Below are 23,355 nucleotides of genomic sequence, written 5' to 3' on the forward strand. Positions count from 1 at the left end.
CATAATCGCAGGCATCCGCAGATCACATCGCCTCGTAGTTGGGTCCACCGCCCCCTTCGGGCGGCACCCAGGTGATGTTGCCATTTGGGTCTTTCACATCACAGGTCTTGCAGTGGACGCAGTTCTGCGCGTTGATCTGATAACGCACGGTCGAGCCTTCCTCCACCCATTCATAAACGCCGGCAGGACAATAACGGCTCGACGGACCGGCATACACGTCGTGTTCCGAGGTCTTCTGCAGGGTCATATCGGCGACCTTCAAATGAACCGGCTGATCCTCCTCGTGATTGGTGTTGGAGAGGAACACCGACGAAAGTTTGTCGAAGGTCAGTTTGCCGTCCGGCTTCGGATAGACGATCCGCACATGGGCTCTGGCTGGGTCGAGCGTCTGACCGTCCGGCTTTGCGTGCGGCCAAGTTCCCAACAACGAGAAACCGAACAAAGTGTTGGTCCACATGTCAAGGCCGCCCAACGCCACCCCGGCGAGGGTGCCGAACTTCGACCATAACGGCTTGACGTTACGGACCTTGAATAGATCCCTGCCGACCGCGGAACCGCGCCAGGCATTCTCATATTCGGCGATCTCGTCGTTGGCGCGCCCGCTGCCGAGCGCCGCAGCGACGTGCTCCGCAGCCAGCATTCCGCTGCCCATTGCGTTGTGAACGCCCTTGATGCGCGGAACGTTAACGAATCCCGCCGCGCAGCCGATCAGCGCGCCGCCCGGAAAGGTTAGGCGCGGCACCGACTGGTAGCCGCCCTCGGTGATGGCGCGCGCACCGTAGGCGAGCCGTTTGCCGCCTTCGAACACGCTCCGGATCGCGGGATGGGTCTTGAACTGCTGGAACTCATCGAACGGTGACAGGTACGGATCGTCATAGTTGAGGTGAACCACGAATCCGACGGCGACGCGATCGTCGTCATAGTGATAGAGAAACGAGCCGCCGCCGGTGGAATTGTTCAGCGGCCAACCGAATGAGTGCTGGATCAGCCCGTTGCGATGCCGGGCGGGGTCGACCTGCCAGACCTCCTTGAAGCCGATACCGAATTCTGGCGGTTCACTGGTCTTGTCGAGCGCAAATCTCGCATTCAACTGCTTCGACAAGCTGCCCCGGGCGCCTTCCGCGAACAGCGTATACTTGCCGAGCAGTTCCATGCCGCGTGTGTAGGAACTCTTTCGCGAGCCGTCCCGTGCGACGCCCATGTCGCCGGTCGCAATGCCGCGCACCGCGCCATCGTCGTTGTAGAGCACTTCCGTTGCCGCGAAGCCGGGATAGATTTCGATACCGAGCGCTTCCGCTTTCCGCGCAAGCCAGCGGCAGACGTTGCCGAGCGAGCCGATGTAGCAGTGATGATTGTTCATCAGCGGCGGCATGAGGAAGCCGGGAAGCCGGATCGCGCTACCCCGCGTCATCCAATAGAACCGGTCGTCTTTGACCTGCGTCTTGAGGGGGCAATCGAGATCGTTCCGCCAGTCCGGCACCAGCTTGTCGAGCCCGGCAGGATCGATCACCGCGCCGGACAGGATATGGGCGCCGACCTCCGACCCTTTTTCAACGATGACGATACTAAGATCGGAATCGAGCTGCTTGAGCCGGATCGCCGCCGACAGGCCGGATGGTCCCGCGCCAACGATAACGACATCGAAATCCATCGACTCGCGCGGTGGCAATTCGTCGCTGCTCATGTTCTGCTTCCGCAACCGGCGACCTTCGCGTTTGTAATGCTTCTGCGGCTTGTTGTTTCCGATTTTTTACTCGAGAACAACCAGGGAAAGCACCCGTCCTGCGTTCCACGCAGACCCCCTTGCAGGTTCGTGTCCGGCAAATCGTGGATCCCACATGACATCAGATCAAGCGACCACTGTGCGGGAACTCCTGACCTTCTATCTCGAAGCGGGGGTCGACTGTGCGCTGGGGGATGAACCGATCGACCGCCTCTCCACGCCTGATCTGACACCTCCCGACCGGCCAGCCGCCGCTGAGGCGGGAACCGCTCCCGTCGCGGCACGGCAGCCGCCTCGCCAGACCGCCACGGCAGCACCTCGCGCCGGAATTGCCCCGCCGCCAGACATTGCGATCGAATCCGCGCGCGAGGCCGCCCGCACCGCCCCCTCACTCGACGCTCTGCGCGCCCTGCTCGAGAGCTTCGAGGGCTGCGCGCTGAAATTCACCGCTTCGCGACTGGTCTTCGCCGACGGCAACCCGCAGGCGCGGCTGATGTTCGTCGGCGAGGCGCCGGGGCGCGACGAGGACATCGAGGGCTTGCCGTTCGTCGGCCGTTCAGGGCAACTTCTCAACCGGATGATAGGGGCGATAGGCCTCAAGCGCAGCGACGTCTACATCGCCAACGTCATTCCATGGCGCCCGCCCGGCAACCGGACGCCGACGCCGCAGGAAACTCAGATTTGCCTGCCGTTCATCCGACGCCAGATCGAACTGGTGAACCCTGACGTTCTGGTCACCCTCGGCAATCCCTCAACGCAGACGCTCCTGCAAACCCGTGAGGGAATCATGAGAACCCGCGGCAAATGGTTCGACTACGACACCGGTATGCGAACAATCCGTGCGATGGCGACGTTCCATCCGGCATACCTCCTGCGCTCACCGTCCTACAAGCGGATGGCGTGGCTGGACTTACGCGCCGTCGCCAGGGCACTGGAAGATAAGACGCCGGAGCAATCGGCATCCACCTGAAGGAAGGCGTCACAGCGCTTTCGGCCGGACGATGGCCCAACCGATCCGCAATAAAGGCAGCCGGCCGTTGACGAGACGCCCAAACGTGCGCGGAATCTCCGGCACAATGCCCGGAAACCGCTTGGCAATGGCTTCGGGCGGCGTACCCGCGGTGTCGGACGCTCGCCAGACCACGACCCCGCCGAGTTCGGTGAACTTTGCCGACGTTATCCACGGCGTGCGCTCGGGACTCGCATCGAGCAGGAGATGGGGTCGCGAGGGACCGAGCGCGACGAGGGCCGCAAGCAGCGGATCGCCCGCGACAGCCGGCAGCGGGCGATTGGTGCGACGCTCGAAATTCTCGCCAAAGAAAGTGCCGATGGCAGATGCCGGGATAGATGTCGCAACCTCGGTGTTGGCGAACCACGGCTGAACAATGACAGTCGCAATCACAGCCAGCGCCGGAGCCACGACGGCGGCGAGCCACGCCACGCGAAGTACACGCAGACGGCGTAGATGGATGAGATCGCCGGAAAGCAGGACAACCGCCAGACCAGACATCGACAGCGCAATCGGTGCGCCTCCGATGACGTGATCGACCCCGAACAGGGCCGCCACCAGACTTCCGCCGAGGGCCGGCGCGAGGGCGAAGGCATAGACGAATGTCTGCGCCAACGGATCCACTGGCGGCCGCACGATCACCGGCGCGTCCTCAGGCTTCCGATTGACGAAACTGGAATTGAGGACAACCAGCAGCAAAAGGCCAGCCGTCGCGAACACGAGCGCGAGGAGCAGTTCGCTCCAGCGCAACAGCCGCAAATGCAGTTCGAAAATATCGGGCCAAGGCGGCGCGCCGAGTGCATCCGCGCGCACCAGCCAGATCAGGTAGGGCAACGCGAGCACCGCGATCACCAGCAGCGCAAACAGCGGATCGACCGAACCCAGGGCATTTCGGCCCCGCTCCGTCGCCAAGGCGAACACGGTGAGGGCCAGCAACAATCCGGCGGCAGCCGGCGTGGTCAGCAGCAGCAGACCGGCTTCGATCGATAGCGCGAACCATGCATTGCGGCCCTGCCCGACAATCCGCCACCCATGCAGCAACAACAGCGACCACAGCGGCAGAGCGAGCACCGACGGACCGAACGTCAGGCCGGGCGCCCCGTACGCGGTGACCGTCACAGTCAGCAAAACCGCCAGAACAGCCTGCTGGCTACCGACGATAGTCCGGGCCAGTTCGAACAGAACCCGGAATGCAACGATGAAGCAAAGCTGCGACAACAAGTAGACGCCGAAAATGTGGTTGCCGGCTGCGCGATAGGCGATGTCCGCGAGCCAGAACGCGAGAGGCGGTCCGAGATCCGTTCCGACCAGATATTCCCGGCCAAACGCCAGCGCAGTCGCAAGATCACCTGGCGGAGCCGGATACAGCAGCAAGGGCACCAACAGCCACATCGCTGCCTGAAACAGCACCACGATCCAGAATACCAAAAGCGGTCTGGCGCGGATCAGTTCGACGACCAGCGATGTGAAGCGCATGAAGGACCTGATGGCGGCGGGTCTTGCGGAGTTCTTAGAGCATGATCCCGAAAAGTGGAAACCGGTTTTCGGATAAGATCATGCTCGATCAAAAAGTTAAGGCCAGAGTCCGATTCAACACAGTTGAACCGGGCTCCGAAGTGCGCGGGAGGGAGGCGGCTGCGAGTGATACGGCGCATGAACCGGCGAAGCAACCAGCCTGCCAGGTCAGATCTTACCAGGTCAGATTGCCGCCTCGACCGCTCCTCGGGTCGACGTTTCGCTCGCGGAGACGCTTTCCCCGGTGGGCGAAGCACGGTGACGTTCGCGCGCCGCAGCAACCGGCGCAAAGAAGCTGCGATGATGAGGGCTTGGCCCGAGACGGCCGAGCGCTTCGAGATGCCCGGGGACCGCGTAACCCTTATGTGTCTCGAAGCCGTAGCCGGGGCAGTCCTGCGCCAGCTTGCACATCAGCCGGTCGCGCGTGACCTTGGCAACGATCGAGGCGGCGGCAATCGACAGCACGAGCCCGTCGCCGCCGATCACCGGCTCGCACTCGCAGGCGATCTCGATTCTGTCGCGACCATCGACGAAGACGTGCTTCGGCGTGTCCGGCAACGCATGGACCGCGCGCGCGAGCGCCCACAACGATGCGCGCAAGATATTGTCGCGGTCGATCCGTGCGATCGGCGCGCAGGCCACCGCGAAAGATGCGGTCGCCACAATTTCCTCGAACAGCTCCTCGCGGCGCGCAGCGGTCAAACGTTTGGAATCATCGATGCCTTTGGGAATACGCTTCGGATCCAGCACGACCGCGGCGGCAACCACCGGTCCTGCCAATGGCCCGCGCCCGACCTCGTCGCAACCCGCGACCGGCCAAACGCCACGCTGCATCAGCCCACGCTCGCGCCGGAAGCTCGGCTGCGCGACGGCCGGCGATTTCCCTGGCTGGTCCCTGGATCGACCCCGAATCATTCGGAGATAGTGCGGGTGGGGAAACCCGGAGACAATGCCGAAACGGATTTATGCCCGCTCTCCTGAAGCGTCTTTCAAGTCAAAATGGCTACCGGTTTGCTCGTCCCGCAACGGCCTCAGCTCTGCTCAGAACAGGCTCAACTGCTGTCCGCTGTTGCATTTCGGCTTGGCGAAATGGTCCATCGTCAGCTTTGAGCGCTTCTTATTGAGCCCAAGTTTCTCGCAAGCGATCTCGAAGCGGCGGCCGATCATCCAAGCGATCGGTCCCGCGCCCTTCATCCGTGTACCCCATTGTGAATCGTAATCGCGGCCATTGCGCATATCGCGGATCAGCGTGAACACATGACGGTAGCGATCCGGATAGCTCGCCATGAGCCATTCGCGGAACAGGTCGCGCACTTCCCGCGGAAGGCGCAGCAGCACATAGTTGGCTTCCCTGACGCCGGCATATGCAGCAGCATCGAGAATCCGCTCGATCTCGCAGTCATTCAGCGCCGGAATTACGGGGGCCACCATCACCGTGGTCGGAATGCCCGCTTCCGACAGTTTGCGCAGTGCTTCCAGTCGCCTCATTGGCGTCGATGCCCGCGGCTCCATCGAGCGCGCGAGCCGGGAATCGAGCGACGTCACGGAAATCGCTACCTTGGCGAGATTGCGCTTCGCCATTCGCGCAAGGATATCGATGTCGCGTGTCACCAACGCCGATTTCGTGACGATACCGACCGGATGCGAGGCGCGCTCGAGCACTTCGAGAATGCCGCGCATGATTTTCCGGTCACGCTCGATCGGCTGATAGGGATCGGTGTTGGTTCCGATCGCGATCATCTTCGGCTCGTAGCCCTCCGCGGCCAGTTCCTTCTCCAGCAATGCCGGTGCGTCCGGCTTCGCGAACAGCTTCGATTCGAAATCCAGCCCCGGCGACAGGCCAAGATAAGCGTGGGTCGGCCTTGCGAAACAATAGACGCAGCCGTGCTCGCAGCCCCGATAAGGGTTGATCGAGCGGTCGAAACTGATGTCAGGCGAGTCGTTGCGGGTGATGACTTTCCGCGCGGCGTCAACAGCAACCGTGGTTTTGAACGGCGGCAGATCGTCGAGGCTCTGCCAGCCATCGTCGAACGCCGTTCGCGCCTCCGTCTCGTATCGACCGCTGACGTTGGATTGCGCGCCGCGCCCCCTCCGCCGCTCATGATCGATTGCGACCTCAATCTCGGCAAAGGGCGAGGCGGCCGCCGATGCGGGGGGCGGCGTGACTGGCGGATACCTGCGGGCGAGAGAGGCGCTGCTCATAATGAGAACATAGCACCAAATCGGAACAAATCAAGAACATAATGTTCTGCCCCAATCAATCAGCTATCAGGCCGACGCTCCTTTCGCCTTCGGCCGGCGAAGATGTTCATCCAGCCGCGGCATGATCTCGACGAAGTTGCAGGGACGGGTGCGGTAATCAAGCTGGTGCGCGAGGATACCGTCCCAGCCGTCCCGGCAGGCGCCCGGGGATCCCGGCAAGCAGAAGATGAAGGTGGAACCTGCGGTGCCGGCGGTTGCGCGGCTCTGGATCGTCGAGGTGCCGATTTTGGCGTGACTCAGCATGTGGAAAGCGATCGAAAAGCCGTCCATCCGCTTGTCGAATAGCGGCTCGACCGCCTCCGGGGTGACGTCGCGCCCCGTGAAGCCGGTGCCGCCGGTGGTGATGATGACGTCGATGCCGGGGTCAGCAATCCATCTTTTCATCAGGGTGCGGATCGCCTCGACATCGTCGATGACGATCTCGCGCGCGCCGAGCTTGTGACCCGCGACGGTCAGCCGCTCGGACAGCGTCGCACCCGACTTGTCCTCTTCAAGCGAGCGCGTGTCAGAGACGGTCAGCACCGCGATGTTAAGGGGGACGAAGGGCTTTGTCTCGTCGATGGACGGCATGGCGGTCCCGTGATCAAGGTTCAGCGCGCTCCCTCTCCCCGCTCGCGGGAAGAGGGTTAGGGTGAGGGGCTGCCGACGTTGCAAAGATCCCCTCACCCGAACTGCTCAGGCGCGCATTTGCGCTACCGAGAAGCTCAACCTCCCCCCGTAACCACGGGGAGAGGTAAAAGGAATTGAGCTTTGCCAACACCATTACAAATCGTCCGTCGCGAAGGTGTTGCACGCTTGCACGCTGCCCTGCTGGTAGCCGATCATGAACCAGCGCTTGCGCTGCGCCGCCGAACCATGCGTGAACGAGTCTGGCACCACGCGGCCAGTCGCCTGACGCTGCAACGTATCGTCGCCGATCGCCGTTGCCGTGGTCAACGCAGCGTCAATATCGCCCGGTTCGAGGAAGTTCGGACGCTTCTTCGCCTCACGATTGACCCAAACGCCGGAAAGGCAATCCGCCTGAAGTTCGACTCTGACCTGCAGTTCGTTCGCCTCTGCCTTGCTGCCGGCCTGCTGCTGCAATCGCGTCACCTTCGGGAGAATGCCGAGCAGGTTCTGAATGTGATGCCCGGCCTCGTGCGCAATGATGTAAGCAGCGGTGAACCTGCAAGCGCTGCCCGAGCAGCCACGGAAGCGCGTTTCCACCTGTTTGAAGAAATTGGTGTCGAGGAAGATCTGCTTGTCCGGCGGGCAATAGAACGGTCCCATCGCGGACTGCGCCATACCGCAGCGACCGCCATTTGTGGCATTGCGGAACAGCACGATACGGGGGCCGGAATAATTTTGCCCGCTGGCCTGAAAGATTTCGTGCCAGCGATCGTCGATCTCACCCAACACGCCGGAGATCATCTTGCCCATATCGTCGGTCGGCGCACCGGACTTGCCAGGTGACGGGCGGTCGTCCGTCTGATAGCTCGGCGACTGGCCGCCGCCGGTCAGGATCTCCGCACCTCCGATGAGGAGGCGCGGATCGATGCCGAATGCATAGCCGACCAGGCCGAGGATGATAATGGTGCCGATGCCGAGGCCGCCGCGTCGACCAAATCCACCGCCTCCTCCGCCGAATCCGCCATCCTCGCGACGGTCGTCGATGTTGTCGCTCTGGCGAAAATCGTCATCACGCATGAGGTCCGTCCTCGTGTCCGATCAATCGCTAACCTAGCCGCAAGTGGCGGCGCCCAATTCAAATTTTCATCTCGTTATTCAATAGCCTGCCCGGCAACAATTGCCTATAGCGTTTTCGAGCGAAGTGACATCCGGTTCGCGTGAAGAAAACGCGTCTAATCAAAAAGATAGTGCCGCTAATTCGAAGTTCGCGACGATAATCTGATGCGAACTTCGGATTCCACGCGGGCACCAATGGCTCTATAATTTAAGCGTGGTTCAGGTTCAGAAAAACTGACCTAGCGGCTTGCAAAATACCACAAACGAAATTCTTTCCATCAGCGCCGACGATGAAACCACGACCCGCCATCGCGGGCGGACCAAATAATGGTTGCGCGCACCAGCTTTTGAAACCCGCGCATCATTGCCAAACTTGCATTTCGCTGAACGAAAGCTCTCTACAATTAAGTCGATTTTTACTTTGGCAAGTCACTGTAGCGCCAGTCGGTTGTTTGGTCCCGCGTCGCCGACAGCGTCGCCTGAGTCAGAGTATTCGAGTCATGGGTGTGTCGCGTCGCGGGGCGTCTGCAAGGGCGCCCCGCACCAAATTTGACTCTCCCGCATCGCGCATCATTGTTGGCGACTGTGTCGCCGAGATGTCGAAGCTTCCATCCGGATCGGTCGATCTGGTATTTGCGGATCCCCCCTACAATCTGCAGCTCAAGGGCGAACTCAAGCGTCCCGACGAATCGCACGTCGATGCAGTGAACAACGACTGGGACAAGTTCTCGTCTTTCGCTGCTTACGACGATTTCACCCGCGCCTGGTTGCTCGCATGCCGCCGCGCCATGAAACCGTCGGCCACCATCTGGGTGATCGGATCATATCACAATATCTTCCGCGTTGGCGCGATCATGCAGGATCTCGGCTTCTGGGTGCTGAACGATATCGTCTGGCGCAAGACCAATCCGATGCCGAATTTCCGCGGCCGCCGCTTCACCAACGCCCATGAAACCATGATCTGGGCTGCGCGCGACGAGAACGCCAAAGGCTACACGTTTAACTACGAGGCGTTGAAAGCCGCCAACGAGGACGTGCAGGCGCGCTCGGATTGGCTGATTCCGCTGTGCACCGGTAACGAGCGATTGAAAGACAAGGACGGCCGCAAGGTTCATCCGACCCAGAAGCCCGAGGGTCTGCTGGCACGAGTGCTGCTCTCGTCGTCGAAGCCTGGCGATCTCGTCATCGATCCGTTCAACGGCACCGGCACCACAGGCGCGGTCGCCAGACGTCTCGGCCGCAACTATATCGGGTTCGAACGCGACCGAACCTACGCGGCCGCCGCCGAGAAACGCATCGCGGCGATCGAACCGCTTCCCGAAGCTACCCTTGCCCCTTTCATGACGGCGCGCGAGGCACCGCGCGTGGCTTTTTCCGAATTGATCGAGCGCGGCATGATCTCGCCCGGCGCAAAACTCGTCGATGCAAAGAAGCGCCACGGCGCGCTGGTACGCGCCGACGGGGCCATCATGCTCGGTAACAAGGTCGGCTCGATTCATCGGATCGGAGCGATGGCGCAAGGCGCAGGCGCGTGCAACGGCTGGACCTTCTGGCACATCGAAACCAGCAAAGGTCTCCGGCTGATCGATGAGCTGCGCGCTGAAATCCGCAATCAGATGATGGCGGCAGGCTGAGGCGTTCCGAACGCGCTCCATCCACGCATCGGATAGCCGCGCGGTAAGCGCCAAATCCCCGGTTGCATTTAATCGAAAAATCCTAGCATGGAATGGCTGCTCGCGGACAGCCAGCCGCGTCCCCAACTCATGCCAAGAACAAAGGGGCTTATGATGCTCAAGTTCTATTTCAATGGCGCGCCGAACCCCAACAAGGTTGCGCTATTTCTGGAAGAAGCCGGCCTCCCTTTCGAACTCGTGCCGATCGACACCCGCAAGGGCGACCAGTTCAAGCCGGAATTCCTGAAAGTGAATCCGAACGGCAAAGTACCGGCGATCGACGACGACGGCGTGGTCGTATTCGACAGCAATGCCATCCTTCTTTACCTCGGCGAAAAGACGGGCAAGTTCATGCCGGACAACACGCCGGCCAATCGCGCGCAACTGCTGTCGTGGATGATGTTCATCGCGAGCGGCCTCGGGCCGTATTCCGGACAGGCCGTGCATTTCAAGGACTACGCGCCGAAGGGCATGGACTATGCGGTCAACCGCTACCTGTTTGAGGCGCATCGTCACTACAAGGTTCTCGACGATCATCTCGCGGGCAGCCGCTACATGGTCGGAAACACATATACGATCGTCGATATGGCGTTCTGGGGCTGGGCGCGCATGGCGCCCCGCATTATCGGCGAGAGCAGCGTCGCCAAATATCCGAACTTCAAGCGGCTGCTCGACGAGGTCTCGGCGCGCCCGGCCGCGGCCAGAGCGAGCGTGCTGAAGGACAAGTTTACCTTCAAGACCGAAAACGACGAGGACGCTTTGGGCTTCCTGTATCGCCACATGAAGACGAAGGTGGCCTGATCCGTCGCTTCATGAGGAATAAAGACCCTTCGGCTCACGCCGGAGGGTCTTTTTGTTGCTTGCGGCGGTTTGCAGCTACACTGATTTCCTTATTCTCACCCAAGCCATGCGCAATGACCTTGCGCATCAGATTGGGCAACGCCTCGTCTTTCAGTCGCGCGATCGGCACCCAGCGCATGCCGTCAGGCATCGCGGTTCGCGCGGTAACGGTTGCGGTATAAACCGCAAGCTCCAGCGGAAAATGCGTGAAAACATGCGTGACCGTGCCAGCCTTGCGCTGCCAGCGCGGAGCGCTTTCAAAGCATGGCGCCTGCTTCAGAGCAGCCACATCATCCTGCGCGGCAAGCCACGTCGATGTCGGAACTTCAGTCATGCCGCCAAGCAGGCCTTTTGCCGGCCGCGTGCGGACCAGCACGTCGTTGCCACGCCTCACAACGAAGGCCGCGCCGCGCCGCAACTCGCCCGCCTTCTTCGGTACCTTACGAGGGAAGGTCTCCTGATCGCCGCGAGCTCGCGCGGCACAATCATCGTTCAGCGGACACAGCACGCAGGCAGGCTTCTTCGGCGTGCAAATGGCGGCGCCAAGATCCATCAGCGCCTGCGCGATATCTCCAGCGCGGCTCTTGCTGTCGCGACCAGCGCGTATTTTCATGTCGCGACCAGCGCAGTTCTTTCCGTCGCGACCGACTCGCGAGGGTCCGAGCAACGTCGCGGCAAGTGTTTGAATGCGCCGCTTCGCCTTCGGCAACGGCTCGTCCACAGCGAACAGCCGTGTCACAACCCGTTCGATATTGCCGTCGACCGGCATGGTGCGGCGATTGAAGGCGATGGCGGCGATCGCCGCCGCGGTATAGGGACCGATCCCCGGCAGCGCCCGTAAGTCCTCTTCCGTATCGGGAAATCGACCGCCGTGATCGCGCAGCACCGCAACAGCGCAGGCATGAAGATTGCGCGCGCGCGAATAGTAACCGAGCCCGGCCCACATCCGTAAGATATCGTCGAGCGACGCGCGTCCCATCGCCTCAACGTCCGGCCAGCGCGCCAGAAACTTCTCGAAATAAGGCCCGACCGCCTTCACGGTCGTCTGCTGCAGCATGATCTCGGACAGCCAGATCCGATAGGGATCGATAGCCTCGCCGGGCAGCGCGCGCCACGGCAGCCGGCGGCGGTTACGGTCGTACCAGGCCAGCAGCCGCGTGGGACGGCCCGTTGGCGCAGGAGCTTCCCTTCGCTCGTTGTTTTCCACGGATAGCGCCATTTACCGACTCGAGGCGTTCGACGACATTCTCTCACCGTCATGCCCGCGCCTGTCGCGGGCATCCACGTCTTTATTCGTTCCGTACGCGGATGGCTGGAACAAGCCTAGCCATGACGGCATATTTTTCAACCGCATCCCAAATGAGAACCAACATGCTATAAAAGCGGTGATGTCCAAGCCCGGCCCGATCTCAGCCAAGCCGTTGTCGGCATTGCTCGGTGATGTCTTCTCCGATGCCTATGCGCGGCAGGGATTCGCCTCACGCGAACTGGTGACCCGCTGGGCGGAAATCGCCGGACCCGAGATCGCCGCACATTCCGAACCGATGAAGATCCAGTGGCCTCGTCCGATCGAGGGGCAGAAGCAGGAACCGGCGACGCTGGTATTGCGGGTCGAAGGTCCTGTCGCACTGGAAATCCAGCATTCCTCCGATGTCATTCTGCAAAGGGTCAATCGGTTCTTCGGCTGGAACGCGGTCGGCCGGCTGGCCTTGCGCCAAGCTCCTTTGTCGCGCAACTCCGTGCGGAATGCCTCACGGCTGCCCGACGCGACGGACGTGGCACAGGTGGCGGAAACGCTGTCCTCTATCGAGGACAACGATCTGCGTACGGCGCTGGCGCGACTCGGCGCCTCGATCAAGCGGAATTGACGCGATGGTGGAGCACACCGACAGCGCGCCATTGCCACAATTCTGGTTTCAAGCTAGCGAACAATTGTCGTCAGGGCGCTTGCGCCGTTTTCGGGAGAAGACCGTTGATCATTACGCGCCGCGCCGTTAATGCCGCCCTCGCATTGGGCGGACTCGCCGCCTTCGTAGGTCTTTCGCCATTGCGCCTGATCGGTGAGGCCATGGCCCAGAGCGCCACCGCCACAGACGTGGCCAAACCCGTTTCGCTGCCGGACATGGCGCTCGGCCCCAAGGACGCCGTCGTCACTATCACCGAATATGCCTCGATGACGTGCCCGCATTGCTCGCGGTTCGCGGAAGATGTGTTTCCGAAGATCAAGACGGACTATATCGACACCAACAAGATTCGCTATGTGTTCCGCGAGTTTCCGCTCGACATCAAGGCCGCCGCCGGCGCGATGCTGGCCCGCTGCATCGCCAAGGACGACGCGGGAAAATATTTCGCCGTGATCGATACGCTGTTCAAGTCACAGGACACATGGACCGGATCAAATACCACGGAATCGCTGAAACTGATCGGCAAGCAGACCGGACTTACGGGAGATGAGGTTGAAAGCTGCCTGAAGGATCAGGCCTTGCTCGACAAGATCGCGGCCGACCAGAAATACGCCAATGAGGTTTTGAAGGTGAATTCGACACCGACGTTCTTCATTAACGGCGACATGGTGAAGGGCGAGATCGCATTCGAGGACTTCAAGAAGAAGATCGATCCCTTGTTGAAAAACTGAGGGTAGCAAACAAACGTTGGCGGACATCGGCTGAGGTTCCAGGGTCTTTCCACTTCTGGGGAATCAGAAGCGGAACTTTATGGTTTGATCTGACGCGTTTTCTGCACGCGAACTGATATCCGCTTCGCTCGAAAACGCTATAACCCCTGCAAAAGCCTTTGGAAAAGCTTGTCTGCGCGGTTGCTCTGGTACGTCGCTATCGCCATTGTCGAACCTCGCGAGGCGCGCGACTCAGGGCTGCTGACAGTACGTGTGGTATTGTGGCTGTGGGCTGATTCGCGTCTTGCAAGCACAGTAGAGTGTCCATGAAACTCACGCGCCTTCGCCTTCACGGCTTCAAGTCGTTCGTTGAACCCACCGATTTCGTGATCGAGCCAGGTCTCACTGGCGTGGTCGGGCCGAACGGTTGCGGCAAGTCCAATCTGGTCGAGGCGCTGCGCTGGGCCATGGGCGAGACCTCGTACAAATCGCTGCGCGCCGCCGACATGGACGCGGTGATCTTCGCAGGCAGCGGCAACCGTCCGGCGCGTAACCACGCCGAGGTGGTGATGTCGATCGACAATTCGGATCACTCTGCGCCCTCCGCCCTCAACGATTCCGAAGCGCTAGAGATTTCGCGCCGGATCGAGCGCGAGGCCGGCTCGGTCTACCGTATCAACGGTAAGGACGTGCGCGCCCGCGACGTGCAGATTCTGTTTGCCGACGCAGCCACCGGCGCGCGCTCTCCGGCGCTGGTGCACCAGGGCAAGATCGGCGAGATCATCCAGGCTAAACCCGAACAGCGCCGCCGCGTGCTGGAAGACGCCGCCGGCGTGGCCGGCTTGCATGCTCGCCGTCACGAGGCCGAGTTGCGGCTGAAGGCCGCCGAAACCAACCTCACTCGCGTCGAGGACGTGATTGGCCAACTCGCCGGCCAGATGGAGGGGCTCAAGAAGCAGGCGCGGCAGGCGATCCGTTATCGGGACGTCGCCGCGAAAGTGCGCAAGGCGGAAGCGATGCTGTTCCACCTGCGCTGGCTCGAAGCTCAGGCCGAGGTGGCGGAAGCCGCCAGAACCCACGACCTCAATGTCCGCGAGTTGGCCGAACGCACCCGCGAGCAGGCCGAAGCCGCCCGCCTCCAGGCGGAACGCGCCGCCGAACTTCCGGCGCTGCGCGAGGCGGAAGCCCGCGCCGCCGCCGGTCTGCAGCGCCTTACCAATGCGCGCGAGACGCTGGACCGCGAAGAGGAACGCGCGAAGGAGCGCGCCGCCGAACTCGATCGGCGGCTGATACAGTTTGCTTCCGATGTCGAGCGCGAGCAGCGACAGTCATCCGACGCCGACGCCGCCTTGCAGCGGCTCGATGTCGAGGACACCGAGCTGAAGGACGAAATCAAATCACGTGTCGAAACGCGCAGTGGCGTCGATGAACGGGCAGCACAGGCGGAAACCACGCTCGCTGCGGCCGAAGCCACGTTTGCTGATTTGACACGGGTACTGGCCGACCTCACCGCCAGGCGCACCCAGCTTGAATCGAACGTGCGGACCCATCGCGATCGCCTCGCTCGCGTCGATCAGCAGATCGCAGACGTGCAGCGCGAGACCGAAGCGCTGGCGCAGCAGACCAGCGGGTTCGGCGATCTCGATGCCCTCACCGCGGCGATCCAGGGCGCGCAGGAAGCGCTGACGCAATCGGAAACCCTGACTCGCGAGCGCGAGGCCGAACATACCGCCGCACGCAGCCAGCTCGAGGTCGCCCGCTCCGGCGTCGAAGCGGCGCGCGGACCGCTGCAGGACGCTGACAAGCGCGCGCAGCGGCTCGAGACCGAAGCCAAGACCATCGCCAAGATTCTCAACGGCGAAAGCAAAAACCTGTGGCCGCCGATCATCGACGGCATCAATGTCGACAAAGGCTACGAGAAGGCGATCGGCGCCGTGCTTGGCGACGACCTCGACGCACCAGTGGATCAGTCCGCGCCGATGCGCTGGACCGGGGTGGCCGTCACGGCGGACGATCCGGCGCTGCCCGAAGGCGTGGAATCGCTTGCGGCCCATGTGCAGGCGCCGCCCGAATTGGCCCGGCGTCTCAAGCAAATCGGCATCGTCGCCAAAGAGCGTGGTGCGGAACTGGTTGCCCATCTGAAGACCGGCCAGCGGCTGGTCTCGCTCGAAGGCGACGTCTGGCGCTGGGACGGCTTCGTGACCGCGGCCCATGCACCGACCGGCGCGGCGCGCCGCCTCGCCGAGCGCGCGCGGCTGGCCGATATCGAGAGCGAGATCGAGCGCGCACGCACCGAGGTCTCCGAACGGCGCCAGGCGCTGGAGACGGCGCAGCAGGCCGTCGCCGCAGCAAGCCAGGCCGTCACCGCCGCCGCATCGGCTGAGAGCGAGGCGCGCAATGCCTGGCGCGCAGCGCAGCGCGAGGTCGATGCCGCGCGCGAACGTCATGCAAGCGCCGAGCGCGAGATCAATCGCCACGCGGCGCGCCGCTCGGCGCTGACCGAAGCGCAAAATCGCCTGACTGCCGACCGCATGGAAGCCGCCGCCGCTCATGAGACGGCGACATCCGCACTCGGCGAATTGCCGCCGAGCCTGGACACCGAGACCAAACTCGGCGAGGTACGGACAGAAATCGACGGCCATCGACGAGCCGCCGCGCAAGTTCGCGCCGAGGCGCAAGCGCTCGCACGCGAAGCCGAACTCGCGGATCGCCGCCTGCAGGCGATATCGGCGGAACGTAACGAATGGCAAACCCGTAAGCAAAGTGCGGCGTCGCAGATCGCGACCATCGAAGCGCGCGTGACCGAGGTCAGAGCCGAGCGCGCGGACCTCGACAACGCGCCGGCGCTGTTTTCAGAGAAGCGTAGCGCGATCATCAGCGAGATCGAGCACGCCCAAAAGGATCGCCGCGACGCGGCCGATACCCTCGCCGCCGCCGAAGCCGTGATGGCAGAAACCGACCGCGCCGCGAAAATCTCGCTTGAGTCGCTGTCAAGCGCACGCGAGGCTACGGCGCGCGCCGAAGAGCGGATGGACGGAAGCAAGCGGCGGCTCGAGGATACCGAACGCGAAATCCGCGACATGCTCGAGGTCGAACCCGACGCGGTGGCTTCACTGGCCGAAATTCAGTCCGGCGTCGACCTGCCGCCGCTGCCGGAGATCGAGGCGGATCTCGAAAAGCTGCGCCGCGACCGCGACCGTCTCGGCGCAGTCAACTTGCGCGCCGAGGAGGAATTGCGCGAGGTCGAAACCCAGCATACCTCGCTCGCTACCGAGCGCGACGACCTCGTCGAGGCCATCAAGAAGCTGCGCACCGGCATCCAGAGCCTCAACCGCGAGGCGCGGGAGCGGCTTCTGACCTCGTTCGAGACCGTCAACACCCATTTCAAGCGGCTGTTCATCGATCTGTTCGGCGGCGGCGAGGCCGCGCTGCACCTGATCGAGAGCGACGATCCCCTTGAGGCCGGCCTCGAGATCATCGCCAAGCCGCCGGGCAAGAAGCCGCAGACGTTGTCGCTGCTCTCGGGTGGTGAACAGGCGCTGACAGCACTGGCGCTGATCTTCGCAGTGTTCCTCACCAATCCGTCACCGATCTGTGTGCTGGACGAAGTCGACGCGCCGCTCGACGACCACAACGTCGAACGGTTCTGCAATCTCCTGCACGAGATGACGTCATCCACGGAGACGCGCTTCATCATCATCACCCACAATCCGATCACCATGGCGCGGATGAACAGGCTGTTCGGCGTCACCATGGCCGAGCGTGGCGTCTCGCAACTGGTGTCGGTCGATCTTGAAAACGCGGTGAAAATTCTCGACCAGAACGTCGCGTGACCTCTTCCTTCTCCCGTCGCGGGAGAGGGAACAAAGACCACCATGATCCCGCCCGATCTTCCTGCCGAACTGAAGGCTGCCTTACAACGGAAAGCGCAGGGCCTGACCCGCAGCGATGCCGCAGCTCGCGCGGCCGCGATATCGCAAACGTATCGGAGCGGCGGCGGTTCAAGCACGATCCGGGACGAAACTGACGCACTAGCCTATGCGCTGGCGCGAATGCCCGCGACCTATGCGGCCGTGGTGGCCAGCCTCAATGCGCTTCGCGAGATACGTCCACAGTTCACACCGATCAGCCTGCTCGATGTCGGAGCCGGCCCCGGAACGGCGACATGGGCTGCTGCGCAGGCATTTGATTCCCTCGACGCATTCTCGGCGATCGACGCCAATCCGGCGCTGCGGTCGCTCGCACTGGACCTCGCTGCCGATGCGGTGCGACTGAACGGCCTCAGCTATGTGCAACACGACGCGTCAGCCGGGCTTCACAATGCAGCCGAGAGCGCCGATCTTGTGCTCGCGAGCTATGTCATCGGCGAACTCAGCGCCGATCGGCAAGCCGCGCTCGCTGATTTGATGTGGGCGGCGACGCGCGACACGCTGCTGGTCGTCGAACCCGGCACGCCCGCCGGCTACCAGCGAATCCTCGATCTGCGGCGCCAGCTGGTCGCGCGCGGCGCGCATGTCATCGCTCCCTGCCCGCATGACGGCGAGTGTCCGCTCATGTTGTTGTCAGGCGAGGCAGGCATTTCGCGTGAAGACAATGCATCAAAACAAAAAGCTGTGGCGGACTGGTGCCATTTCGTGCAGCGGCTACCGCGGTCCCGCGCGCATAAGCAGATCAAGGGCGTGGAGCTTCCTTTCGAGGACGAAAAATTCAGCTATGTCGCGTTGGCCCGAACGCCCGCCCGACAACGTCCGGCACGGGTTCTGGCGCCGCCGCTCGTCACCAAGGCCGCAATGCGGATCAAGCTGTGTCAGCCCGATGGGAGCGCCGGCGTCGCGACATTTCCTCGTCGTGACAAGGCCAGCTATTCCCGTGTGCGCCGCGTCGGCTGGGGCGACGTCGTCAACCTGACCGAGACGTGATTATTTGAAAATTAGGACGGCCGCGAGAAGACGTAGATCAGCCCGCTCAGCATCAGAAGCACCACCGCCGCCGTGAGCCAAGGGCCGGGATGGCTGCCGAACCAGAATCCCGCAAAGCCGATCGCCATGCCGCCAAGCGCCATCAGCTTGGCCTTTACAGGGATTGCGCCGCGCTCGCGCCAGCCACGTAGCAGCGAGCCAAAACGCGGGTGCTGCAACAGCCAGTTTTCAAGGCGGGGAGAAGAGCGGGCGAAACAGGCGGCGGCCAAAATCAGAAACGGCGTCGTCGGCAGCACCGGCAGGAACGCGCCGATAAAGCCGAGCGCGACGAAACAGATACCCAGCACCAGAAAAATGCCGCGCATCATTCGCGACGTGCTAGTGCGCGGATCGACGGCACTAGCCACGCCCGCGCCGAAAGATTGCTCGTCCACGATCATGCGCTCGCCATCCTGATCCACCACATCCACACCCTACATCTGCTTCACACAGAACAAAATACCGAACAACTTGAACTTTTCTAAGAGTTTTCCCGACCAAAGGGCGCCGTCTCCCGGCGGAACCTGCCGTTCGCGCGGAATATCGTCTACGGTGACCGCGTTCGCGTCCTCTCATCAGGAGCTTTTCTCATGTCGACAGGCTTGATTGTTCTCGGCGTCATCGTCGCCGTCGCTGTGTTCGCGCTTGTCGCCTATAACCGGCTGGTCGCACTCAGCCAGCGCGTCAGTCAGGCCTTCGCCGATATCGATGTGCAGCTCAAGCAGCGTCACGACCTGATCCCGAACCTTGTCGAAACCGTGAAAGGCTATGCCGCGCATGAGCGCGGGACACTGGATGACGTCATCAAGGCTCGCAACGTCGCGATGTCGGCGCAGGGGCCGGCGCAGGTCGGCGCCGCCGAAAACCAGTTGAGCGGTGCGCTTGGCCGGCTCATCGCGTTGTCGGAGGCTTATCCGGATCTCAAGGCCAATGCCAATTTCCAACAGCTTGCCGGCGAACTGTCCGACATTGAAAATAAGGTCGCCGCAAGCCGTCGTTTCTTCAACAACGCTGTTCAGGAATACAACACCGCTATCCAGCAACTGCCGGCAGCGTTGTTCGCGGGCACGTTTGGCTTCACGCACAAGGAGTTTTTTGATCTCGGTGCCAGCCGCGCGACCGTAGAACAGACGCCTCAGGTGAAATTCTGAGGCTTTTGCAATGGATCGAAGCGGGCAGAACGGACTCTCCTTTCCGTTCTTCGGAGATGGAGAGGGCTATCCAACCACCGGGATCGATTTTGTCGTTGGCTCGATCCCTTTCCGATTTTGTTGCATCCCCCTCTCCGTCCTTCACCCACTGCCATCCGAGGGAAGGAAACGGATCGTCTGCGCGACAAGCGCTGCAAACGGATTCGCCTAATGGCAGCTTACGGTCTCTACACACACATCGCGTCGAACAAGATTCGTTCGATGTTTTTGCTCGCCGGGCTGTTCGTCCTGATTTATGTAATGGTGTTCGCCGGCGCGCTGATTGCCGAAGTGTTTCGGCGCGGCGCAGACTACCCGGCGGCGTTCTACATCACCATCGCCTGGCATGACCTGATCGCCGTCCTCCCCTGGGCAACAGCAGGTTCGGCGCTGTGGATTGTGATCGCCTATTTCTTCCATCAGTCGATCATTGATGCGGTCACCGGCGGCCATGATGTCACCCGCAAGGAACAACCGCAGCTCTACAACTTGCTGGAAAACCTTTGCATCTCCCGCGGCATCCCGATGCCGAAGCTGAAGGTGATCGATACCGACGCGATCAACGCTTTCGCCACCGGACTCAACCGCCGTCAATATGCGATTACCGTCACCACCGGCCTGATGAACCAGCTTAACGATCGGGAGATGGAAGCGGTGCTCGGTCACGAACTGACCCACATTCGCAACGGCGACGTTCAGTTGATGGTGGTCGCTGTCATCATCGCGGGCGTGGTCGGCTTCGTCGCGGAATTGTGCTTCCGCATCTTCTTCAACAGCGGCGCGCGGATCGGCGGCGGTTCGTCGCGCTCATCCTCCTCCCGCAACGGCGACGGCAAAGGCGGCGGCGCCGTCATCGCCGTGATCCTGGCGATGGTGCTGATCGCGCTCTCCTGGTTTTTATCGCAAGCGATACGGATGGCGTTGTCGCGCTCGCGCGAACTGATGGCTGATGCCGGCTCCGTCGAATTGACCAAGGATCCCGACGCCATGATCTCGGCGTTGCGCAAGATCGAGAACCGTGGCGAACTGCCGGGCGCAACCTCGGCCGTGATGGAAATGTGTGTCGACAACCCGCGCCAAGGTTTCGCCGACCTTTTTGCAACCCATCCTTCCATCGAAACGCGGGTGCGCGCGCTGGTGACATATGCCGGCGGCCACGATCCCGGACCGATGCGGTTGCATACCGAGCGCGCCGCGACCGATCAGAAATTGCCCGGGCTTCCGCCGGGACCCTGGAGCGAGCCGGCACCGCCCGTTCCCGGCCCACCGAGCCATCGCTCCTGACCTTTATTTTGCCGCTTCCTAAGCCTGTTTCAGGCTCGCAGGCATACTCGAGGCTTTCCGCTTCTGATGGAAGCAGAAGTGGGGCTTTTGGATTTGACGCGTTTTCTCCACGCGAACCGGTATCCACTTCGCTCGAAAACGCAAATATAGCCGCCACGAATGCTCAACGGCTCAACGAATTTTGCCAGATTTGACATATCGAATTGAATTCTCCCTCGTTTCTGCCATGGTCCCGCTCCAAGCAACGACTGGGGGGGACAGCTCGGCCGCGCGACCATCCGCGGTCGCCGATTTCAGCTTGCTCAAAGGGGTCTCATGGCGAAGCCGGCAGTGATTGTGGTTGGCGCGGACAAAGGCGGCGTTGGCAAAACGACCGTTTCCCGCACCATTCTCGACTATTTCAGCGCCAACAACGTACCGACCAGGGCCTTCGACACAGAATCGCCTCGTGGCACGCTGAGGCGTTTTCATCCAGATGTCACTGAGATCGTCGACATGACGTCGACCGCGGATCAGATGAAGATCTTCGATACGCTCAACACGGCCAAGGCTAGCGTCACCGTGATTGACGTCCGTGCCGGACTCATGTCTTCGGCTCTGGCCTCGCTTCGCGATATCGGTTTTCTCGACGCGGCGAAAACGGGGCAGATTACCTTCGCGGTATTCCACATTCTTGGCCCCTCCATCGCCTCCCTGGATGAGATCGCGGAAACTGCCAGATTCATGTCCGGCGCCAAATATTTTCTGGTGAAGAACTTCATCAACAACACGAGCTTCTTCGAGTGGGACCAGGCGACCTACAACGCCTACTTCCGCAAGATCAAGGATGCGACCGAAATCACCATCCCGAAGCTCAACGAGATGGCGTACGAGCAGGTCGAGGTGTCATCAGTGCCCTTCCTGAGGTTCGTAGCCAATAAGGGACCGAAGAACGAAGCCGCGAACTACTCGTTCGTTCTGCGCGGCTATGTTCGCCACTGGCTCGCCAATGTGTGGAGCGAATACGACCGCATCAAGCTCACCGACATCGTCGCCTCAAAGGAGAAGAGCGGTTCCCGCGCATCGAACAAGTAACTGATCTTTCCGTCGTTCCGGAACTTATCAGTTGATAAGGACTTGCGTTTACAACGGCAGCGCAGACCTCGGCTGTGCATCTGCACAACGGGTCAACTCGACTGCCGCTTAGCTTGAAAATCCTGATCGCGACCAAGCCGCGTCCTCATTTGCGCAGTGGCGCATCAAGAATGTCGGTGGAGAGTTTGTCGGCGTCCTGCTAGATCGGGATCGTCGCTCCGATGTAGCTCCTATGCCTCGCACTCCTGTCTACATTATCTGTTCGCCACGTCCGCAGGTCGGCAAGACGCTGATAGCGCGGCAGCTCAGCGAGTTTCTTCGTTTGCAGCGAGGCGATGTCCTCGCCTTTGACGTCAACCTGAAGGAGCCGTCTCTGGTCGACTATCTGCCGCGTCTCACAGAGACCGCAGAAATTGATGACACGTTCGGCAAGATGGCGCTGATGGACCAGTTGATCATCAATGACGGTCTCGCCAAGGTGATCGACCTTGGTTACCCCTCCTTCGACGAATTTTTCGGGATGATCGAGGAGATCGGCTTCGTCAAGGAATCCGCGCGGAGCGAGGTGGCGCCGGTTGTCCTATTCATCGCCGATAGCGATCGTGTTTCCGCACGCGGCTATCAGACCCTACGGGCAACGCTGCCGCCCAACGCTATCGTTACGGTCGAAAATGAATTCGTTATGCGCGGAAGGCTGCCCGAAGCTTTCATGCACAATCGGGTGATGCGCATCGCAGAACTTCCCGCGTTTCTCAAGACCTATATCGACCGGCTGACCTTCTCGTTCACCGAATATCTGCGAACGGAGACAGATTCTTCAACCGAGCTCCACCAGTGGATCCGCAACAACTATTTCGGCTTTCGTGAGATCGAACGACAACTGATGCAACAGGGGGGATGAGATTCATTTCCTTCCCCCTCGAAGGAGGGCTCAATGTCCGCCGAACGCCATCAGCGTCCGCACGGGGACATCCATCGCGCGTAACTTGGCCGCGCCGCCGAGATCCGGCAGATCGATGATAAAGCAGGCAGCAACGACGTCAGCGCCGATCTGGCGCAACAGCTTCACCGCGCCCTCGGCTGTGCCGCCGGTGGCGATCAGATCATCCACCAAAATGACGCGCTCGCCGCTGGCAATGGCGTCGACGTGCATTTCCATTTCGTCCATGCCGTATTCGAGCGCATAGGCTATCCGTACGGTCTGGTGCGGCAGCTTGCCCTTCTTGCGGATCGGCACAAAGCCTGCGGACACCTGATGCGCCACCGCGCCACCGAGGATAAAGCCCCGCGCCTCGATGCCGGCGACCTTGTCGATCTTCGATCCGGCCCACGGATGCACGAGCTGATCGACGGCGCGGCGGAACGCGCGCGCATCGCCGAGGAGCGTGGTGATGTCCCGAAACATGACCCCCGGCTTGGGGTAATCCGGAATGGTACGAACGGAGGCCTGCAGATCATCTTCGAAGGTCATCGAATCTCTTTCGCAGA

20 protein-coding genes are annotated in these 23,355 nt (G+C 61.6%); 11 read left to right on the top strand and 9 right to left on the bottom strand.

Annotated elements, in window-relative coordinates:
* Positions 1-22: 22 nt before the first annotated feature.
* Positions 23-1,684, bottom strand: a complete 1,662-nt coding sequence (locus tag AC1RT6_RS11845; RefSeq protein ID WP_079447605.1) for an electron transfer flavoprotein-ubiquinone oxidoreductase — start codon at positions 1,682-1,684, stop codon at positions 23-25.
* A 154-nt stretch (positions 1,685-1,838) separates the two neighbouring features.
* Between AC1RT6_RS11845 and AC1RT6_RS11850 the strand changes: the two genes are divergently transcribed.
* Positions 1,839-2,693 carry a uracil-DNA glycosylase gene (locus AC1RT6_RS11850; RefSeq protein WP_079447606.1) on the top strand — a complete coding sequence of 285 codons (855 nt, stop codon included), beginning with the start codon at positions 1,839-1,841 and terminating at the stop codon, positions 2,691-2,693.
* Positions 2,694-2,702: 9 nt separating this feature from the next.
* On the opposite strand, the gene AC1RT6_RS11855 is transcribed toward AC1RT6_RS11850, so the two are convergent.
* The 5 genes from AC1RT6_RS11855 to ypfJ all read right to left on the bottom strand — a co-directional run bounded on the left by AC1RT6_RS11855 (position 2,703) and on the right by ypfJ (position 8,195).
* A complete protein-coding gene (locus AC1RT6_RS11855) occupies positions 2,703-4,208 on the bottom strand; it encodes a glycosyltransferase family 39 protein (protein ID WP_079447607.1) in 1,506 nt (501 codons plus the stop codon).
* 222 nt (positions 4,209-4,430) lie between these two features.
* Positions 4,431-5,162: a ribonuclease HII gene (rnhB, locus tag AC1RT6_RS11860; RefSeq protein WP_079447608.1), complete on the bottom strand. Its 732-nt coding sequence runs from the start codon at positions 5,160-5,162 to the stop codon at positions 4,431-4,433.
* Positions 5,163-5,288: 126 nt separating this feature from the next.
* Positions 5,289-6,449, bottom strand: a complete 1,161-nt coding sequence (locus tag AC1RT6_RS11865) for a PA0069 family radical SAM protein (protein ID WP_079447609.1) — start codon at positions 6,447-6,449, stop codon at positions 5,289-5,291.
* Between the two features lie 66 nt (positions 6,450-6,515).
* On the bottom strand, positions 6,516-7,079 hold the full coding sequence (gene moaB / locus AC1RT6_RS11870; RefSeq protein WP_079447610.1) for a molybdenum cofactor biosynthesis protein B: 564 nt from the start codon (positions 7,077-7,079) through the stop codon (positions 6,516-6,518).
* 192 nt (positions 7,080-7,271) lie between these two features.
* Positions 7,272-8,195 carry a KPN_02809 family neutral zinc metallopeptidase gene (gene ypfJ, locus AC1RT6_RS11875; protein WP_079447611.1) on the bottom strand — a complete coding sequence of 308 codons (924 nt, stop codon included), beginning with the start codon at positions 8,193-8,195 and terminating at the stop codon, positions 7,272-7,274.
* Between the two features lie 539 nt (positions 8,196-8,734).
* Between ypfJ and AC1RT6_RS11880 the strand changes: the two genes are divergently transcribed.
* Both AC1RT6_RS11880 and AC1RT6_RS11885 read left to right on the top strand, forming a co-directional pair.
* On the top strand, positions 8,735-9,868 hold the full coding sequence (locus tag AC1RT6_RS11880) for a site-specific DNA-methyltransferase (RefSeq protein WP_079447612.1): 1,134 nt from the start codon (positions 8,735-8,737) through the stop codon (positions 9,866-9,868).
* A 153-nt stretch (positions 9,869-10,021) separates the two neighbouring features.
* A complete protein-coding gene (locus AC1RT6_RS11885; RefSeq protein ID WP_079447707.1) occupies positions 10,022-10,708 on the top strand; it encodes a glutathione S-transferase family protein in 687 nt (228 codons plus the stop codon).
* Between the two features lie 34 nt (positions 10,709-10,742).
* Here the strand turns inward: AC1RT6_RS11885 and AC1RT6_RS11890 are convergent, their stop codons facing one another.
* A complete protein-coding gene (locus tag AC1RT6_RS11890) occupies positions 10,743-11,966 on the bottom strand; it encodes an A/G-specific adenine glycosylase (RefSeq protein WP_079447613.1) in 1,224 nt (407 codons plus the stop codon).
* A 169-nt stretch (positions 11,967-12,135) separates the two neighbouring features.
* Here AC1RT6_RS11890 and AC1RT6_RS11895 point away from each other — a divergent pair, with 169 nt between their 5' ends.
* The 4 genes from AC1RT6_RS11895 to AC1RT6_RS11910 all read left to right on the top strand — a co-directional run bounded on the left by AC1RT6_RS11895 (position 12,136) and on the right by AC1RT6_RS11910 (position 18,280).
* Positions 12,136-12,615 carry a DUF721 domain-containing protein gene (locus tag AC1RT6_RS11895; protein ID WP_079447614.1) on the top strand — a complete coding sequence of 160 codons (480 nt, stop codon included), beginning with the start codon at positions 12,136-12,138 and terminating at the stop codon, positions 12,613-12,615.
* Positions 12,616-12,719: 104 nt separating this feature from the next.
* Positions 12,720-13,382, top strand: coding sequence for a DsbA family protein (locus AC1RT6_RS11900; protein WP_079447615.1), 663 nt, complete (start codon positions 12,720-12,722; stop codon positions 13,380-13,382).
* 305 nt (positions 13,383-13,687) lie between these two features.
* The gene (gene smc, locus AC1RT6_RS11905) at positions 13,688-17,194 is read left to right on the top strand and encodes a chromosome segregation protein SMC (protein WP_079447616.1); all 3,507 of its coding nucleotides are present in this window, start codon (positions 13,688-13,690) and stop codon (positions 17,192-17,194) included.
* Between the two features lie 42 nt (positions 17,195-17,236).
* A complete protein-coding gene (locus AC1RT6_RS11910) occupies positions 17,237-18,280 on the top strand; it encodes a small ribosomal subunit Rsm22 family protein (RefSeq protein ID WP_079447617.1) in 1,044 nt (347 codons plus the stop codon).
* An 11-nt stretch (positions 18,281-18,291) separates the two neighbouring features.
* On the opposite strand, the gene AC1RT6_RS11915 is transcribed toward AC1RT6_RS11910, so the two are convergent.
* Positions 18,292-18,645: a YbaN family protein gene (locus AC1RT6_RS11915; protein WP_173816017.1), complete on the bottom strand. Its 354-nt coding sequence runs from the start codon at positions 18,643-18,645 to the stop codon at positions 18,292-18,294.
* A 264-nt stretch (positions 18,646-18,909) separates the two neighbouring features.
* On the opposite strand from AC1RT6_RS11915, the gene AC1RT6_RS11920 reads away from it, so the two are divergent.
* The 4 genes from AC1RT6_RS11920 to AC1RT6_RS11935 all read left to right on the top strand — a co-directional run bounded on the left by AC1RT6_RS11920 (position 18,910) and on the right by AC1RT6_RS11935 (position 22,768).
* Positions 18,910-19,470: a LemA family protein gene (locus AC1RT6_RS11920; RefSeq protein ID WP_079447618.1), complete on the top strand. Its 561-nt coding sequence runs from the start codon at positions 18,910-18,912 to the stop codon at positions 19,468-19,470.
* A 210-nt stretch (positions 19,471-19,680) separates the two neighbouring features.
* Positions 19,681-20,793 carry a M48 family metallopeptidase gene (locus tag AC1RT6_RS11925; RefSeq protein ID WP_079447619.1) on the top strand — a complete coding sequence of 371 codons (1,113 nt, stop codon included), beginning with the start codon at positions 19,681-19,683 and terminating at the stop codon, positions 20,791-20,793.
* Positions 20,794-21,108: 315 nt separating this feature from the next.
* Positions 21,109-21,867, top strand: a complete 759-nt coding sequence (locus tag AC1RT6_RS11930; RefSeq protein ID WP_079447620.1) for a P-loop NTPase family protein — start codon at positions 21,109-21,111, stop codon at positions 21,865-21,867.
* Positions 21,868-22,099: 232 nt separating this feature from the next.
* Entirely contained in the window at positions 22,100-22,768 is a 669-nt protein-coding gene (locus tag AC1RT6_RS11935) for a hypothetical protein (protein ID WP_079447621.1), read from the top strand.
* Between the two features lie 30 nt (positions 22,769-22,798).
* On the opposite strand, the gene AC1RT6_RS11940 is transcribed toward AC1RT6_RS11935, so the two are convergent.
* Positions 22,799-23,338: an adenine phosphoribosyltransferase gene (locus AC1RT6_RS11940; RefSeq protein ID WP_079447622.1), complete on the bottom strand. Its 540-nt coding sequence runs from the start codon at positions 23,336-23,338 to the stop codon at positions 22,799-22,801.
* Positions 23,339-23,355 lie beyond the last annotated feature (17 nt).

Source organism: Nitrobacter sp. MLSD-S21, assembly GCF_058809865.1.